Source organism: Cellulosimicrobium sp. SL-1 (assembly GCF_011033075.1).
Lineage (GTDB): Bacteria > Actinomycetota > Actinomycetes > Actinomycetales > Cellulomonadaceae > Cellulosimicrobium > Cellulosimicrobium funkei.
In genome coordinates this window covers 86,935-101,349 of sequence record NZ_JAACJC010000002.1, presented here as the reverse complement: position 1 = coordinate 101,349, position 14,415 = coordinate 86,935, and the positions used below count along the sequence as shown (strand labels likewise).

General features: G+C 77.4%; 12 protein-coding genes. 7 read left to right on the top strand and 5 right to left on the bottom strand.

Features of this window, described 5'->3' with window-relative positions:
- The first annotated feature begins 14 nt into the window (after positions 1–14).
- Both GWJ10_RS03080 and GWJ10_RS03075 read left to right on the top strand, forming a co-directional pair.
- Positions 15–1,301, top strand: a complete 1,287-nt coding sequence (locus GWJ10_RS03080) for an exonuclease SbcCD subunit D (protein WP_163185031.1) — start codon at positions 15–17, stop codon at positions 1,299–1,301.
- A complete protein-coding gene (locus GWJ10_RS03075) occupies positions 1,301–4,432 on the top strand; it encodes an AAA family ATPase (RefSeq protein WP_163185028.1) in 3,132 nt (1,043 codons plus the stop codon). The genes GWJ10_RS03080 and GWJ10_RS03075 overlap by 1 nt, the downstream gene beginning before the upstream one ends.
- Before the next feature lie 18 nt (positions 4,433–4,450).
- Here the strand turns inward: GWJ10_RS03075 and GWJ10_RS03070 are convergent, their stop codons facing one another.
- Positions 4,451–5,326 (bottom strand): helix-turn-helix domain-containing protein, encoded by an 876-nt coding sequence (locus GWJ10_RS03070; RefSeq protein ID WP_163185025.1) that lies wholly within the window; start codon positions 5,324–5,326, stop codon positions 4,451–4,453.
- A gap of 83 nt (positions 5,327–5,409) precedes the next feature.
- Here GWJ10_RS03070 and GWJ10_RS03065 point away from each other — a divergent pair, with 83 nt between their 5' ends.
- Positions 5,410–5,838 (top strand): VOC family protein, encoded by a 429-nt coding sequence (locus tag GWJ10_RS03065; protein WP_061267918.1) that lies wholly within the window; start codon positions 5,410–5,412, stop codon positions 5,836–5,838.
- Positions 5,839–6,106: 268 nt separating this feature from the next.
- Positions 6,107–6,271, top strand: coding sequence for a hypothetical protein (locus GWJ10_RS03060; RefSeq protein ID WP_157446563.1), 165 nt, complete (start codon positions 6,107–6,109; stop codon positions 6,269–6,271).
- 212 nt (positions 6,272–6,483) lie between these two features.
- Here GWJ10_RS03060 and GWJ10_RS03055 read toward each other — a convergent pair whose 3' ends face one another.
- The 3 genes from GWJ10_RS03055 to GWJ10_RS19560 all read right to left on the bottom strand — a co-directional run bounded on the left by GWJ10_RS03055 (position 6,484) and on the right by GWJ10_RS19560 (position 11,503).
- Complete coding sequence (locus GWJ10_RS03055) at positions 6,484–7,299, bottom strand: uracil-DNA glycosylase (protein WP_076404306.1); 816 nt, start codon at positions 7,297–7,299, stop codon at positions 6,484–6,486.
- 126 nt (positions 7,300–7,425) lie between these two features.
- Positions 7,426–8,871, bottom strand: a complete 1,446-nt coding sequence (locus GWJ10_RS03050; RefSeq protein WP_163185022.1) for a multidrug effflux MFS transporter — start codon at positions 8,869–8,871, stop codon at positions 7,426–7,428.
- Positions 8,872–8,947: 76 nt separating this feature from the next.
- Complete coding sequence (locus tag GWJ10_RS19560; RefSeq protein ID WP_206158318.1) at positions 8,948–11,503, bottom strand: tetratricopeptide repeat protein; 2,556 nt, start codon at positions 11,501–11,503, stop codon at positions 8,948–8,950.
- A gap of 235 nt (positions 11,504–11,738) precedes the next feature.
- Here GWJ10_RS19560 and GWJ10_RS03035 point away from each other — a divergent pair, with 235 nt between their 5' ends.
- Positions 11,739–12,512 (top strand): DUF1266 domain-containing protein, encoded by a 774-nt coding sequence (locus GWJ10_RS03035; protein WP_076404308.1) that lies wholly within the window; start codon positions 11,739–11,741, stop codon positions 12,510–12,512.
- A 51-nt stretch (positions 12,513–12,563) separates the two neighbouring features.
- Entirely contained in the window at positions 12,564–12,704 is a 141-nt protein-coding gene (locus GWJ10_RS03030; RefSeq protein ID WP_157446567.1) for a hypothetical protein, read from the top strand.
- A 99-nt stretch (positions 12,705–12,803) separates the two neighbouring features.
- Here the strand turns inward: GWJ10_RS03030 and GWJ10_RS03025 are convergent, their stop codons facing one another.
- Positions 12,804–13,589: an LLM class F420-dependent oxidoreductase gene (locus GWJ10_RS03025; RefSeq protein ID WP_061267908.1), complete on the bottom strand. Its 786-nt coding sequence runs from the start codon at positions 13,587–13,589 to the stop codon at positions 12,804–12,806.
- Positions 13,590–13,706: 117 nt separating this feature from the next.
- On the opposite strand from GWJ10_RS03025, the gene GWJ10_RS03020 reads away from it, so the two are divergent.
- A complete protein-coding gene (locus GWJ10_RS03020) occupies positions 13,707–14,396 on the top strand; it encodes a DUF2993 domain-containing protein (RefSeq protein ID WP_076404310.1) in 690 nt (229 codons plus the stop codon).
- Positions 14,397–14,415: the final 19 nt, after the last annotated feature.

Here is a 14,415-nt window from a genome sequence, read left to right as displayed (position 1 = left end):
GGTACGGTGCGGGCATGCGCATCCTGCACACCTCCGACTGGCACCTCGGGCGCACCTTGCACGGGGTCGACCTGCTGGAGCACCAGGCCGCGCACCTCGACCACCTCGTCGAGCTGACCCGCTCCGAGGCGGTCGACGCGGTCGTCGTCGCGGGCGACGTCTACGACCGCGCGATCCCGCCGGTCGACGCCGTCTCCCTCCTCTCGGACGCGGTGACGCGGCTCGCCGAGCACGCGCACGTCGTCGTCACGCCGGGCAACCACGACTCCGCCGTCCGGCTCGGGTTCGGCGACCGCCTCCTGCGCCCGGGCGTCCACGTGCGGGCACGCCTGGCCGACGTCGGTGCGCCCGTCGTCCTGGGCCCGCGCCCCGGTGCGACGAGCGGCGACGCCTCGCCGCTGCTCGTCTACGCGGTCCCGTACCTCGACCCGGACACGGCCCGGCACGTCCTCGCGGACGCGCCGGACGCCGACGCTCCCGACGCCGAGGGGGTGGGCGGCGACTCGGTGAGGCAGCGGCCGCTCGCGCGGTCCCACGAGGCCGTCATGGGGGCGGCCCTGCGCCGGGTGGGCGCCGACCTCGCGCGGCGCCGCGCCGCGGACCCGGGGGTGCGGGCGGTCGTCGTCGGGCACGCGTTCGTCGTGGGTGGTCTGGCGTCGGACTCCGAGCGCGACATCCGCGTGGGCGGCGTGGACGCCGTCCCGGCCGCTGCGTTCGCGGGCCGCGGGGTGGACTACGTGGCGCTCGGCCACCTGCACGGGCCGCAGCGCGTCACCGTCCCGGAGGTCGGCGGCGGAGAGGCCGACGGCGGCGTGGCGACCGTCGCCCGCTACTCGGGCTCGCCCCTCGCGTTCTCCTTCTCGGAGCTGCACCAGCGCAAGTCCACCGCGCTCGTCGACGTCGACCGGGTCCGCACGGACGCGGACGCGGCGGTCGATCTGGTCCCCGCTCCCGTGCCGCGCCGCCTCGCGGAGGTGACCGGCTCGCTCGACGAGCTGCTCGGGGAGGCGGGCGAGCCGCACGTCGACGACTGGCTGCGCGTCGTCGTGACGGACCCGGTCCGGCCCGCCGAGCTGTACGCCCGCGTCCGGTCCCGGTTCCCGCACGCGCTCCAGGTGACGCACCGCCCCCCGCGCGTCGCCCAGCGGGAGGTCGTGACCGCCGTCGGGCCGGGGCGCGACCCGCTGGACGTCGCGCGCGACTTCGTCGAGCACGTCTCCGGCCACGCCCCCAGCGAGGCGGAGGTCGTCGTGCTGCGGGAGGCGTTCGAGCTCGCGCTCGCCGAGGAGCGCAGCGCCTGATGCACCTGCACTCCCTGACCTTCCAGGCGATCGGCCCGTTCGCGGGCCGCCACCACGTCGACCTCGCGGCGCTCGGCGCGTCCGGGATCTACCTCCTCGAGGGGCCGACGGGCGCCGGCAAGTCCACGATCATCGACGCGATCGTGTTCGCGCTCTACGGCAAGGTCGCCTCCGACGCCGCGAGCGACGACCGTCTCCGCTCGGCGTTCGCGGGACCGGACGTCGAGTCGTACGTCGACCTCGTGCTGGAGGTCCCGGCGGGGGTCTTCCGCATCCGGCGCACGCCCGAGTACCGACGCCCCAAGAAGCGCGGCACCGGCACCACGACCCAGCAGGCCTCGGTGCGGCTCTGGCGGCTCGCCGAGGTGCCACCCACCGACGCGCCGGACGCGGTGGAGGACGCCGCGGGCGAGCTGCTGTCCGTACGGCTCGACGAGGCGGGCGACGAGATCCGCCGGCTCGTGGGCCTCGACCGGCGCCAGCTCGTGCAGACGGTCGTGCTGCCGCAGGGCGAGTTCGCGACGTTCCTGCGCGCGAAGCCCGAGGACCGGGCCGTGCTGCTCCAGAAGGTCTTCGGCACGGAGCTCTACCACCGCGCAGCCGCGCGCCTGGCGGAGCTCGCGCGCGCGGCGCGGTCGCGCACGGACGCCGCGCGGCAGGGCGTCGTGGGCGCGGCGGAGCGGTTCGCGGGGGCCGCCGGGCTCGAGCCCGACGACGCGCGGCGGCTGCGCGAGGCCGCGCACGACGACGACCGGCTGCGGCGGGCCGACGATGGCGGCGCCCCGGCCGCTGCGGAGGCGACGCCGGGCGTGCACGCGCTCGCCGTCGCGCACGTCGCGCGCCTCGACGCCGAGGCCACGTCGCTGGCCGAGCGCGCGGCGGGGGCCGACGCGACGCTCGCCGCGGCGCGTGAGCGGTTCGAGCACGAGCGCGCTCGGCACGACGCGCTGGAGCGGCGAGCCCGGCTGCGGGCCGACGCGGCGCGCCTCGACGAGGAGGAGGTGGCGGTGGCCGAGTGTCGCCGTCGGGCGGACGCGGCGGCACGTGCCGCGGTCGTCGCCCCGGCCGCCCAGGGCCTCGCGCGCGCCGAGCAGACCCTGCGCGCCGCGCACGACCGGCTCGCGCTCGCGCGCACCGGGGCGCCCGCCGCCCTCGCCGACGCCGACCCGACGACGCTCGAGGCCCTGCGCGCCGACGTCGCGACGGCGGCCGTGCGGGTGGCGAGGCTCGTCCCGGTGGGGGCGTCGCTGCCCGGGCGCGACCGCGAGCTCGCCGACGGGCGCAAGGAGGTGGCGCAGGCGACGGAGGAGCGGGGTCGCGTGCTGGCCGAGCTCGACGCACGCCCGGCGCGCCGCGACGCCCTGCGCACGCGGGTCGCGTCCCTCGCGGAGGCCGCGGGCGCGCTCGGGGTGCTCCGCGAGCGCGCGGATCGCGCCCGGGCGGTCGAGGAGGCGGCGCGCCAGACGGCGGCGCTCGCGACCGAGGCGGCCGAGGCGCACGCCGAGCGGGCACGGGCCGCGGTCCGGGCGCACGAGGCGGTGGAGCACGAGGCCCGGCTGCGGGCCGCGCGCATCGCGGGTCTGGCCGGGGAGCTGGCCGCGGGCCTCGCCGTCGGCGAGCCGTGCCCGGTGTGCGGCGGGGCCGAGCACCCGCACCCGGCGCCGCTCGCCGAGGACCACCCGGCGGTCGAGGACGTCGAGCGCGCCGAGCGGCAGCGCGCGGACGCCGAGCGCCTGCTGCACGACGTCTCGGCCCGGGCGCAGGTGCTCGCCGAGCGGTGCGAGGCCCGTCGTCGGGACGCCGACGGCCTGACCCCGCAGGAGGCCGGGCAGCGGGTCGCGGACGCGGAGGAGCTGGTGGCCGCCGCACGCACCGCGGAGCGCGAGCGCGCCGAGGCCGAGCGCGAGCTCGAGGAGCTGGACGCGGAGACGCGTGCGCTGGAGGCCCGGGCGGCCGGGCTCGCCGAAGCGGTCGCGGGCACGACCGCGCGGCTCGAGGAGACCGAGGCGGCCCTCGCGCGCGACCGCGCGGAGATCCGCGCCGAGCTCGACGCGGCGGGCCCGCTCGTGGAGCTCGTGGACCTGCCCGACCCGCTCGCCGACGAGGGCGGCGCGCGCAACCCCGTCGCCGTCCTCGCGGCCGCGCTGGAGGGACGGGTGCGCACGATCGACGCGCTCGCGGACGCGGGCAGCGCCGTCGCCGCCGCGCAGCGGGCGTGCGAGGAGCGTGCGGCCGACGTCGCCGCGCTCGTCGCGCGGTCGGGGTTCGCGGACGCGGCCGAGGCGCTCGCCGCGGTGCTCGACGACGCCGAGCGACACGCGCTCGCTCAGCGCGTCGCGGAGCACGACGCCGCGCGCACCGCGACGGCGACCGGCCTCGCGGACCCGGCGCTCGCCGACCTGCCCGAGGACGCGCGGGCCGACGTCCCGGCCGCGCGCGCCGCCGTCGCCGAGGCAGAGGCCGTGGCCGGAGCCGCGGCGCGGCAGCACGAGCTCGTCGCGCGGCGGGCCGAGGAGGCCCGGGCGGCGGCCGAAGCCGTCGGGGCGGCGGTCGACGGCTGGACCGCGGCGCGGGACGCGGCGGGACCGGTCGTGCGCATGGCGGCGCTCGCGTCGGGCACGGGCGACAACGCGCACGACCTCTCGCTCGCGACGTTCGTGCTCGTGCAGCGGTTCGAGGACGTGGTCGCTGCGGCGAACGAGCGCCTCGCCGAGATGTCGTCGGGGCGGTACGAGCTCGTGCGCAGCGCGACGCGCGAGGACGTGCGGGCGCACAAGCGCGGCCTCGCGATGAAGGTGCTCGACCACGTGACCGAGCGCGAGCGTGACCCGCGCACGCTGTCCGGCGGGGAGACGTTCTACGTGTCGCTGTGCCTCGCCCTCGGGCTCGCGGACGTCGTCACGGCCGAGGCGGGCGGCATCGAGCTCGGGACGCTGTTCGTCGACGAGGGCTTCGGCAGCCTCGACCCCGAGACGCTGGAGGCCGTCCTCGCGGCGCTCGGCCGGCTCCGCGCGGGCGGGCGCGTCGTGGGCGTCGTCTCCCACGTCGAGGCGCTCAAGCAGGCCGTCGCGGAGCGCGTCGAGGTCCGCCGCCTCTCCGGCGGCGGCAGCACGCTCAGCGTGCGGGCCTGACCGGGGCTGCGCCGTCCGTCAGGCCCGAGGACGCGGTCCCGGTGTCGGCGCGCACACGCGGTCGACGAGCTCGGTCACGGCCGCCCGCACGGGTCCCGGCGGCGCGCCCGCGTCGAGCGCGAGGGCGGCACGGTCGAACGCCGCGGACAGCAGGAGCGTCAGCGCGTCGAGGCGTTCCTCGTCCGCGAGGTCTCGTGCGACGTCGCTGGGCTCTCCCTGGTCGACGGCGGACCTCTCGCCCGGGTGGACGGCGGACCCTTCGCCCGGGCGGACGGCGGACCCTTCGCCCGGGCGGACGGCGGACCCGTCGCCTGGGCCGGGCACGTCGTCGTCGCCCGCGCCGCGGCTCGTGCTGACCCCGCTCGACCGGATACCGAGCGCCGCGCCGAGCCCCTCGCGGAGCGTTCGGCGCGCGTGGCGGGCGTCGAGCGCGTCGGCCTCTGCGGGGCCGAGCACGGCGGGTGCATCGACGAGGAGCAGCCGCGTGCGGCCGGGTTCACCCATCGCGTCGAGGTAGGCGCGCGCACCCTCCACGAGCATCGCGCGGGCGTCCGGGGCGTCCGGGGCGTCCGGGGCGTCCGGGGCGTCCGGGCCGTCTGGGTTGTCTGGGGCGTCCGGTCGTTCCGCGGCTGCCGTGCCGGGATCCCCGGCGGTGCGCTCCTCGATCTCCCGGGCGACCGCCTCGGCCTCGGCCTCGGCGACGGCGCGGAACAGGTCCTGCTTGTCGGCGTAGTGGTGGTACAGCGCGCCGCGCGTGACGTTCGCGGCGGCGGCGATCTGGGGCGTCGACGTCGCGGAGTACCCGGCGCGGACGAAGAGGTCGCGCGCGGCTGCGACGAGGGCCACGCGGGTCGCGCGGGTGCGTTCGGCGTTGGTCCGGCGGCGCTCTTGCATACCGACAGACTGTAGGCCATTCTCGATACATACAGCCTGTTTGTTTTTGCGACCGTCCGGTCGCCGACGACGAGGAGAAGACTGTGCGCATCACGAGCTGGTACCCCGTGCTCATGACCGGGGACGTCGCAGGGACCGTCGCGTTCTACCGCGACCACCTGGACTTCCGGCCGCTCTTCACGAGCGACTGGTACGTCCACCTCCAGTCCGTGCACGACGCGTCGGTGAACCTCGCCGTGCTCGACGGCGACCACGAGACGATCCCGACGAGCGGCCGGGGTCGCGCGGGCGGGCTCCTGCTCAACCTCGAGGTCGAGGACGTCGACGCTGTGCACGCGCGCCTCGTCGCCGCGGGACTGCCGATCCTGCGCTCGCTGCGCGACGAGGCGTTCGGGCAGCGGCACTTCATCACGGCCGACCCGAACGGGGTGCTCGTGGACGTCATCACGCCCATCCCGCCGACGGGGGAGTTCGTCGAGCAGTATGAGGAGTCCGCCCGCCCGACGGCGTAACCGGCGCGCGCGTCCCCGGGGGTCGCTCGGGGCTCGGGGCTCGGGGCTCGGGGCTCGGGCTCACGATTCGGGGCGGGAGCGCAGGACGCCAGGCGCGGGACGTGGGATTGCCGCTCACGGCTCGGCCGGACGGGGCGGGATGTCACGAACCGGCCCCGTGTCCGTCCCTCTTCGAGGAGCCGAGCGACGTCCCGCCGGTCGTCGCGTGCTCTCCCGGGAACGGCCGCGACCGGCGGCGTCGTCCGGGAGCCGTCGAAGGAGAGCAGCAATGTCAGCAGCATCGTCCCCGCTCGAGCGCGAGCTGCGGCGCATGGAGGTCATCGCGCGCCGGGAGCAGCTCCGTCTCGTCGGCCGCGTCGCGCCGCGCGTGGCGGAGCGCCGCCGCTGGGCCGACGCACCGCGCCGCCAGTCCCCGGCCACCGCCGCCCGCTAACGTCGGTCGGGAATCGCGCCCCCGTAGCGTCCGGCGGCTCGCCACCGTGAGCCGTGAGCCGTGAGCCGTGAGCCGTGAGCCGTGAGCCGTGGGCGCGGCCACCGCGCCCCGGTACGGTCCGGCGGCTCGCCACCGTTCACCGTGGGTCGGGCGGCCGCAGCCCGGAAACGTCCGCCGGCTCACCACCGTGCGCGGTCGGGAGCGCGCGCATGTCAGACCGGTGCGCCGAGGCCCGCGAGCTCGCGCGCCCGGAGCAGCACGTCGTCGAGCATCTGCGGGGTGAGCCGGCCGGTGAACGTGTTCTGCTGGCTCACGTGGAAGCACCCCAGCAGGGTGAGGGTCTGCTCCGGGGGCGGGGGGCCGCCGTCGGGCACGACGCCGGGGAGCGACGCTCCCGGGGCGGGGCGAGGGGTGGCCCGGCGCAGCGTCACCTCCGCACCGTGCGCGAACCGGGGCCGCGGACGCGGCACGGCCCAGCCCTGCTCGGCGAGCGTCGAGAGCAGCGCCTGCCACCCGAAGCCGCCGAGGACGACGGCGACCCGCACCGTCGCGCCCAGCAGCTCGACCTCGCGCGCGAGGTACGGGCCGCAGCGGCGGCGTTCCTCCGGAGTCGGCTTGTTGTCCGGGGGCGCGCACCGCACCGGCGCGGTGACGCGGATCCCGGTGAGGCGGAGGCCGTCGTCGGCGGAGACCGACGTCGCCTGGTTGGCCAGGCCCGTGCGGTGCATGGCGGCGAAGAGGAAGTCGCCGCTGCGGTCGCCCGTGAACATGCGGCCCGTGCGGTTGGCCCCGTGCGCGGCGGGCGCGAGCCCGACGACGACGATCCCCGCCCGCTCGTCACCGAAACCGGGGACGGGGCGGGCCCAGTAGTCGTCGTCGCGGAACGACGCCCGCTTGACGTCGGCGACGTGCTCGCGCCAGGCCACGAGTCGCGGGCACGCCCGGCACTCGACGAGGTGGGCGTCCAGCGCCGCGAGCGTCGGCGCCGTCCGGGCCGCGAGCGGGTAGTCGGGGTCGTCGGGCGTCACCCGCCCATCGTGCCCGGACCCCCACCCGCCCGCGCCCCATCCGCCGAGCACGGGGTCGGCGACCACAATCGGCGAGATCCGGTCGCCGATCCCGTGTTCAGCGGGCGGCAGGGCCGTGGTCGGCCGTCAGGCCTGCCGGTTCGTCGGCGCCGTCGCGCCGGCGAGCGCCGCAGCGTCGTAGGGCGCGTCGGCGGACGGGAGGGTGGCCTCGACGGCCGCGTCCGGGAGGACCGTGGCCGTGGCGGGGACGCCGACGGCGGGGTCGGGCGCGCCGAGGGAGTCCGCGGCGTCGGCCGGGAGCGGTGCGCCGAACGTGTGCCGCAGGCCGAGCAGCACGGCGCCCGCGACCACGACGACGCCGAACATCACCGCGGCCATGGTCACCGGCGGTGACCCGCCGAGCAGGCCGGTCACCGGCGCGACGACCGCCCCGACGCCGAACTGGAACGCGCCGATGAGGGCCGCGGCGCTGCCGGCGCGGTGCGCGTTGCGCTCGAGCGCGATGGCCGGCACGGACGGCATGACGAAGCCCGCGGTGCCGAGCGTGAGCACGATGAGCGGGACGAGCCACGCGAGCCCGCCACCCGCGAGCGCGGCGACGAGGAGCCCGCCCGACAGCACGAACCCGGCCGCGACCGCGGCTTGGAGGATGCGCTCGGGCGTGACGCGCCCGACGAGCGCGCCGTTGATCTGGCTGCCCGCGGTCACGGATACCGCGCCCACGCCGAAGACGATCGCGTACTGCTGGGCAGACATCCCGTAGAAGTCCTGGAACACGAACGTCGACGCGGAGATGTAGGTGAACATCGCGGCCATGTAGAAGCCGGCGATGAGCGCGAGGCCGATGAACGACCAGTCCCCGAGGAGCGAGCCGTACGAGCGCAGGGCCGCGACCGTCCCGCCGCTGCGGCGGCGTTCGACGGGCAGCGTCTCGCGCAGCCGCAGGAGCACGAGCACGAAGAGCACGGCCCCCACGACGGCGAGCGCGACGAACATGCCGCGCCACGACCCGAGGCGCAGGAACTGCGCGCCGATGGTCGGCGCGAGGATGGGCGCGACGCCCACGACGAGCATGAGCCGCGCGATGACCTTGCCGATCTGGTAGCCCTCGAACGAGTCGCGCACGATCGCCATGGACAGCACCATCCCGGCGGCCGCGGAGAGGCCCTGGACGAACCGCAGGCCCGTGAGCGCGGCGACCGAGCCGGCGAAGACGATCCCGACGGACGCCGCCACGTACACCGCGAGGGACACCAGCAGGGGAGCGCGGCGGCCGACCGCGTCCGAGACCGACCCGATGAGGAGCTGGCCGAGGGCGAGGCCCGCGAGGGTCGCGGTGAGGGTGAGCTGGACGCGGGACTCGGTCGTACCGAGCTCGTCCACGATGCGCGGGAACGCGGAGAGGTAGAGGTCGATCGTCAGCGGCCCGACGGCGGTGAGCGCGGAGAGCAGCAGGACGAGACCGGCGCTGATGCGCCCGGTGCGGGCCGCGGGGCTCGGGGAGGGTGCGGTGCCCGGGCGGGCGGCGACGGGCGCGGTCGGCGCCGGGGTCGCGGGTGGGGTGGAGGCCATGACAGCGGCAACCACCGGTGGTGCGCCGCGTGTTCCCGCACGGCGTACGTGATCGGATGCTGAGACGTGCGGAGGGTCAGGCGCGGCCGACGTCGGCCCGGGCGGCGGCCAGCCCGCGCAGGGCCCGCGCGTGCTCCAGCCGGTCGTCGAGCTCGTCGGCGAGGGTGAGCGCGGCGTCGTGCAGGTGTGCGGCGCGCTCGGCGTCACCGGCCGCGCGGACCGCCTCCCCGAGCGCGTTGAGCGCCTCGGCCTCGACGAGCCGGGCCCGGACCCGCCGGGCCAGCGCGAGCGCCTCCTCGCCCGCGGCGACCGCGGCCGTGACCTCGCCCGCGGCGAGCAGCGCGGTGCCGAGCGCGCTGCGGGCCTCGGCCTCGGCGTCGGGGTCGCCGAGGTCGACGGCCGCCGCGACGGCGGCCCGCAGCTCCGCGACGCCCGCGGCGGCCTCGCCCGTGCGGGCGAGGAGCCGCCCCACGTGCACCCGGCTGCGCGTCCCGAGGCCGGCGTCCCGGAGCGACGTCGCGCTCGCGCGCGCGTCCCGGTGGAGCGCGAGCGCGCGGTCGAGCCCGCCCTCCGCCTCCGAGAGGATCGCGGCGTTGCTCGACACGATGGCGACGTTGAGGGCGTCCCCGACCCGGCGCGACAGCGCCAGCGCGCGGTCGTAGCCGGCACGCGCGTCGTCGTGCCGGCCCAGGATGCGGTGCACGTCCGCGAGGTTCCCGACGGCGCGGCCCTCGCTCACCGGGTCGCCCGCGGTCCGCGCCCCGGCGGCGGCGTCGCGGTACGCGGCCTCGGCCTCGTCGAACCGGCCGAGGCGCTTGTACACGTTGCCGACGCGGTTGAGCGTCTGGCCGGGCCGGGGGTCGTCGCCGCGCTCGAGCGAGCGGACGAGCTGCGCGAGCGCCTCGTCGTACCGGCCGAGCCGTTCGAGCGCCCGGCCGAGGTCGCGCCCCGCCTGGGACCGGCCCGACGGCCGCCCGTGCTCGACGGCGGCCGTGTGCACCGCGACCGCGTCGTCCCCGTGCCCCGCCGAGTCCAGGTACGGGGCGAGGAGCGCGGAGAGGTCGGTCACGGCGTCGGCCAGCTCGTGCTCCGCGGCGAGCGCCGACGTCGCGACGAGCAGGTCGCGGTGCGCGTCGAGCCACGCGACCGCGGCGTCGGCCGTACGACCGGGAGGCGCCTCGCCCGCTGCGCCACGCGCTCCGACGCCCGCCCCGACGCCCGGCGCGGCCGCGTCGTGGTGGGGCGACGTCGCACGCACGGCGGGCCGGGCGTCGTCGAGCAGCCGCGCGGCGAGCCGCCCGACGGCGGCGGCCCGCGCCGAGAACGGGTCGTCCGTGCGGGCGAGGTCGGCGGCGAGGGCGCGCACGGCGTCGGGCACGACGACCTCGCCGCGAGGCCCGGCCGCGACGAGGTGCGCGCGGCTCAGGGCGGCGAGCGCGTCGCGGCTCTCGCTCGTCGAGACGCCGAGGAGCACGGGGACCTCGATCGAGTCGAGCGGCACCGGGACGAGGGCGAGCAGGCGCAGGGCGCGGGCGTGGTCGGCGGGCAGACGGCGGTGCACGGCGGCGAGCGCGGGGTGGAGGGCCGGTCCGGGGAGGTCCTCGACCCGGCGGACGTGGTCGGCGAGCGACCAGCCGGGCCGCGCGCGGACGTCGTCGGCGATCTGCGCCAGCGCCGCGGGGAGCCCTCCGGACACGCGCACCAGCCGCGCGGCGGCCTCCGGCTCCGCGGCGGTGCGGTCCTGGCCGACGCGCGCCGCGAGCAGCGCACGGGCGTCGTCCTCGCCGAGCGGTGCGAGGGTCGTGGCGGTCTCGCCGGGGAGCCCGACGACCTGGTGCGCCGCGACGACCACGCGCGCGGTGCCGGGCAGGTGCGCGACGGCGTCGGCGGCCTGGGCGCCGTCGGTCACGCCGTCGAGGACGATCGTCGCGCGCCGCCCGTCGAGCGCGGTCGCGAGCGCGGCGGCGAGGGCGGGGAGGTCGCGCGCCCGCGCGTCGGGCGGGGGTGCGCCGAGCGCCTGGAGCAGCGCGTCGAGCACGACGGCGGCCGGGCGCGGGCCGTCCGCCTCCCCGTGCAGGTCGACGAGCGCGACGACGTCCGCCGGGACCTCGCGGGCCGCGGCGAGCGCGACGCTCGTCGTTCCCGACCCGGGCAGGCCCGTGACCGTCACGACGCGCGGCTGTTCCTGCGAGGGTGCAGGAGGCGGGCCGGTGAGCGCCGCCGCGAGCCGCGCGACGTCGTCGGCCCGACCGACGAGCGGCCCGTCGGGCGCGAACGGTCTCAGCCGGACGGTCGGCGGGAGAGCGAGCTCCGGAACGGCCGCGGGGACGGTCGCCGTCCGGTACGCGGCGCGCCACGCCGCAGGCTGCCGGTCGCCGAGGACGTGCGCGACGTCGGCGAGCAGATCGACGTCGAGCCGCGAGCGGCCCGCCCGGAAGACGTCGTAGACGGTGACGCGGCCGGGGCGCGCCTCCGCGGCGGGGACGCCCCGAGCCGTGCGGAGCGCGCCGACGCGGCGCGCGATCTCGGTGTACGAGGGCTCTCCTGCCCACGCCCGCAGCGCCCGCAGCCGGGCGGCGAGCTCGTCCACCGACCCCGCGCCCACGGGGGACGGCGGCGGGTCGGGGGGCACGGCGTCAGGCTAGCGACGGCCGCCCGCCGCTGCGCGGCGTGCTCGCCCGGTGACGTGGCGGCGGGGTGCGGGCGGGTCGGCGGTGACCCTGGTCCGGGTGACGCGCACGCCCGGCCCGTTCGGGATCGTTCGGGATGCGTGCCGCGGGCGCGCGGCGTCGTCAGGCTCTCCGCAGGCCGCGACGACCGCGGCACGACGGGTCCGCGCGGGGCGCGGCGGGACGAAGGAGCGACCGGTGGGGCTGTTCGACAAGCTCAAGGAGATGTTCTCGACGACGGCGGACCTCTACGCGAAGGAGGACGCCCCCGCGCTCACGCCGGCGCAGCAGCGCGGGCTCGCGCTCGGTGCGGTCTACGCCGTCGAGGGCGTGCTGCCGATCAATGCGCTCACCGTGGAGGCCGACGCGCGCACGGCCGCGAAGCCGCTCGCGGCGGGGTGGGACGTGCGGGGCGCCGACGACGTCGAGCGCACCTATGAGTTCCTGCTCACCCAGGGTCACCGGGGCTACTACGCGATCGCGATGCCGAAGGTCGAGGAGCTCTACTCGGGCCGCCTGAGCCGTCGCGACGCGAAGGGCGCGGCGGACCAGCACGTCGCCCAGGCGAGGCAGGAGGCGACGGCGCGGGGCCTCGACCCCGAGCGCGCCGTCGCGTTCTACCAGGGGTGGAGCGCGTCGGCCCAGATGGGCGGGCACGGCGAGCTGGCCGACCCGCTGCCGCCGTCGATCGCGGCGTGGGACGCCGCGCGGGTCGTGCACGTGAGCCGGCTCGCGGTCGACGCCGGGTTCGTCACCCCGGAGCGGGCGTGGGCCGCGATCGAGGAGGCCGTCGCGATGTCGCGCCCCGCCTACGCGTCGTGGGAGCAGTTCGGCGACGGGTTTCTCGCGGGGCGGGCGTTCTGGTCCGCGGGCAACCGCACCCCGGTCGACCAGGACCTGCCCGACTTCAAGCGCGCGGTCCGGCGGCTGCTCGACACCGAGTCGTCGCCCTGGCGCACACTGTCGTACTGACGGCGGGGACGAGAGCGACGGGACGAGAGCGACAGGACGGGAGGGCGGACGGTGCACCGATCGGCGTGGTGGTGGCGCGCAGGGCTCCTGCTCGTCGTGGTCGGTGTCGGCGTGGCGGTGGTCGCGGCCGACGACGGCCTGCGCTCGGAGGTCCACGCGGCCCTGTCGAACCTGGCGCGGGCGCTGTTCTGACCAGACCGTCCCGCCGAGCACGGGGTTGCTGTCGTCCTGGGCCTCAGAGCGACAGCAACCTCGTGCTCGGCACCGTGGGCGGCGCCAGCAGCGCCGGGGTCAGCCCTGGGCGTCGCGCCAGGTGACCCACTCGCGCACGAGGGACAGGTCGTAGTCGGGCCCGCTCGTGCCGACGGTGAACAGGGTCGCGCCCGCGGCGACGAGCGCGTCCGCGGACTCCGCCGGCGGCCGGGACACGGCGACCGAGCGCTCGACGAGCGCGGCGGTGTCGCGGCCCACGGCCGCGCCGTGCTCGTCGAGGATCGCGCTCTTGCGCGCGAGCGTCTCCGCGTCGCCGAACGAGTGCCAGACGTCCGCGTGCTCCGCGACGACGCGCAGCGTCTTGCGCTCCCCACCTCCGCCGACGAGCACCGGGATGTCGCGCGTCGGCGTCGGGTTCGACGCCGCCCAGCGGGCCTTGATGCGCGGGAGCGCCGCGGCGAGGTCGGCGATGCGGCCGCCCGCGGTGCCGAACTCGTACCCGAACCGGTCGTAGTCCTTCTCGAACCAGCCCGCCCCGATCCCGAGGATCAGACGACCGCCGCTGATGTGGTCGACCGTCCGCGCCATGTCGGCGAGGAGGTCCGGGTTGCGGTAGCTGTTGCACGTGACGAGGGCGCCGATCTGGACGCGCTCGGTCTGCTCGGCCCACGCCCCGAGCATGGTCCAGCACTCGAAGTGCTTGCCGTCGGGGTCGCCCGTGAGCGGGAAGAAGTGGTCCCAGTTGAAGATGACGTCGACGCCCAGGTCCTCCGCGCGCAGCACGGCGTCGCGGATCTGGGCGTAGTCGGCGTGCTGCGGCTGGAGCTGAACGCCGATGCGGAAGGGGTGCCGAGGAGAGGTCATGCTCGGAATCTACGTCCGGGCCGAGAACGACGACACCCCGCGTCGAGCACGACCTCGTCGGCGCCACGAGCGTCAGAACGACGGCAAGGTCGTGGTCGGCGGACCTAGGGTGGGCGCATGAAGCGACTGGTGGGCCTGCTCGTGACGCTCGTGGTGCTCGTGGCGGTCGCCGTCGTGGCCGACCGGGTGGCGGTGCGCGCCACCGAGCGCGGCGCGGTCACGGCGTTCGAGCAGCAGGCCGACGACGTGTCCGGCGCCCAGATCGACATCACCGGCTTCCCGTTCCTCACGCAGCTCGTGCGCGGCTCGCTGACGCACGTCACGGGCTCCGCGGACTCCGCGTCGTTCGGCGGCTACGCGATCTCCGACCTCCAGGTCGAGGCCGACGGCGTGAGCACGTCGGAGCCGTACCGGATCGCGTCCGGCACGGCGTCGGGCGTCATCGCGGCGGAGTCGCTGCAGCAGGTCGTCGCCGAGCAGAGCGGTCTCGACGTCGACGTCACCGCGACCGGCGGCGTGCTGTCCCTGGGCTTCGAGCTGCTGGGCACCACGATCACCGTCGACGTGACGCCGCGCGTGTCCGGACCGGCCGAGCTCGCCGTCGACGTCGTCGCCGTCCGCACCGGCCTCGGCACGGTCTCTGTCGACGACCTGCCGTCCGGGCTCTCGGGCGCGCTGTCCGACCTGCGCGTCCCGCTCGACCTGCCCGACGGCGTCGCGCTCGACTCCGTGTCCGCCGTCGAGGGCGGCGTGCGCGTCGCGGTGACGGGGACCGACGTCGTCGCCGCGGACCTGGTGGCCTCGTGACCCGGGCGGCGTGGCCGTC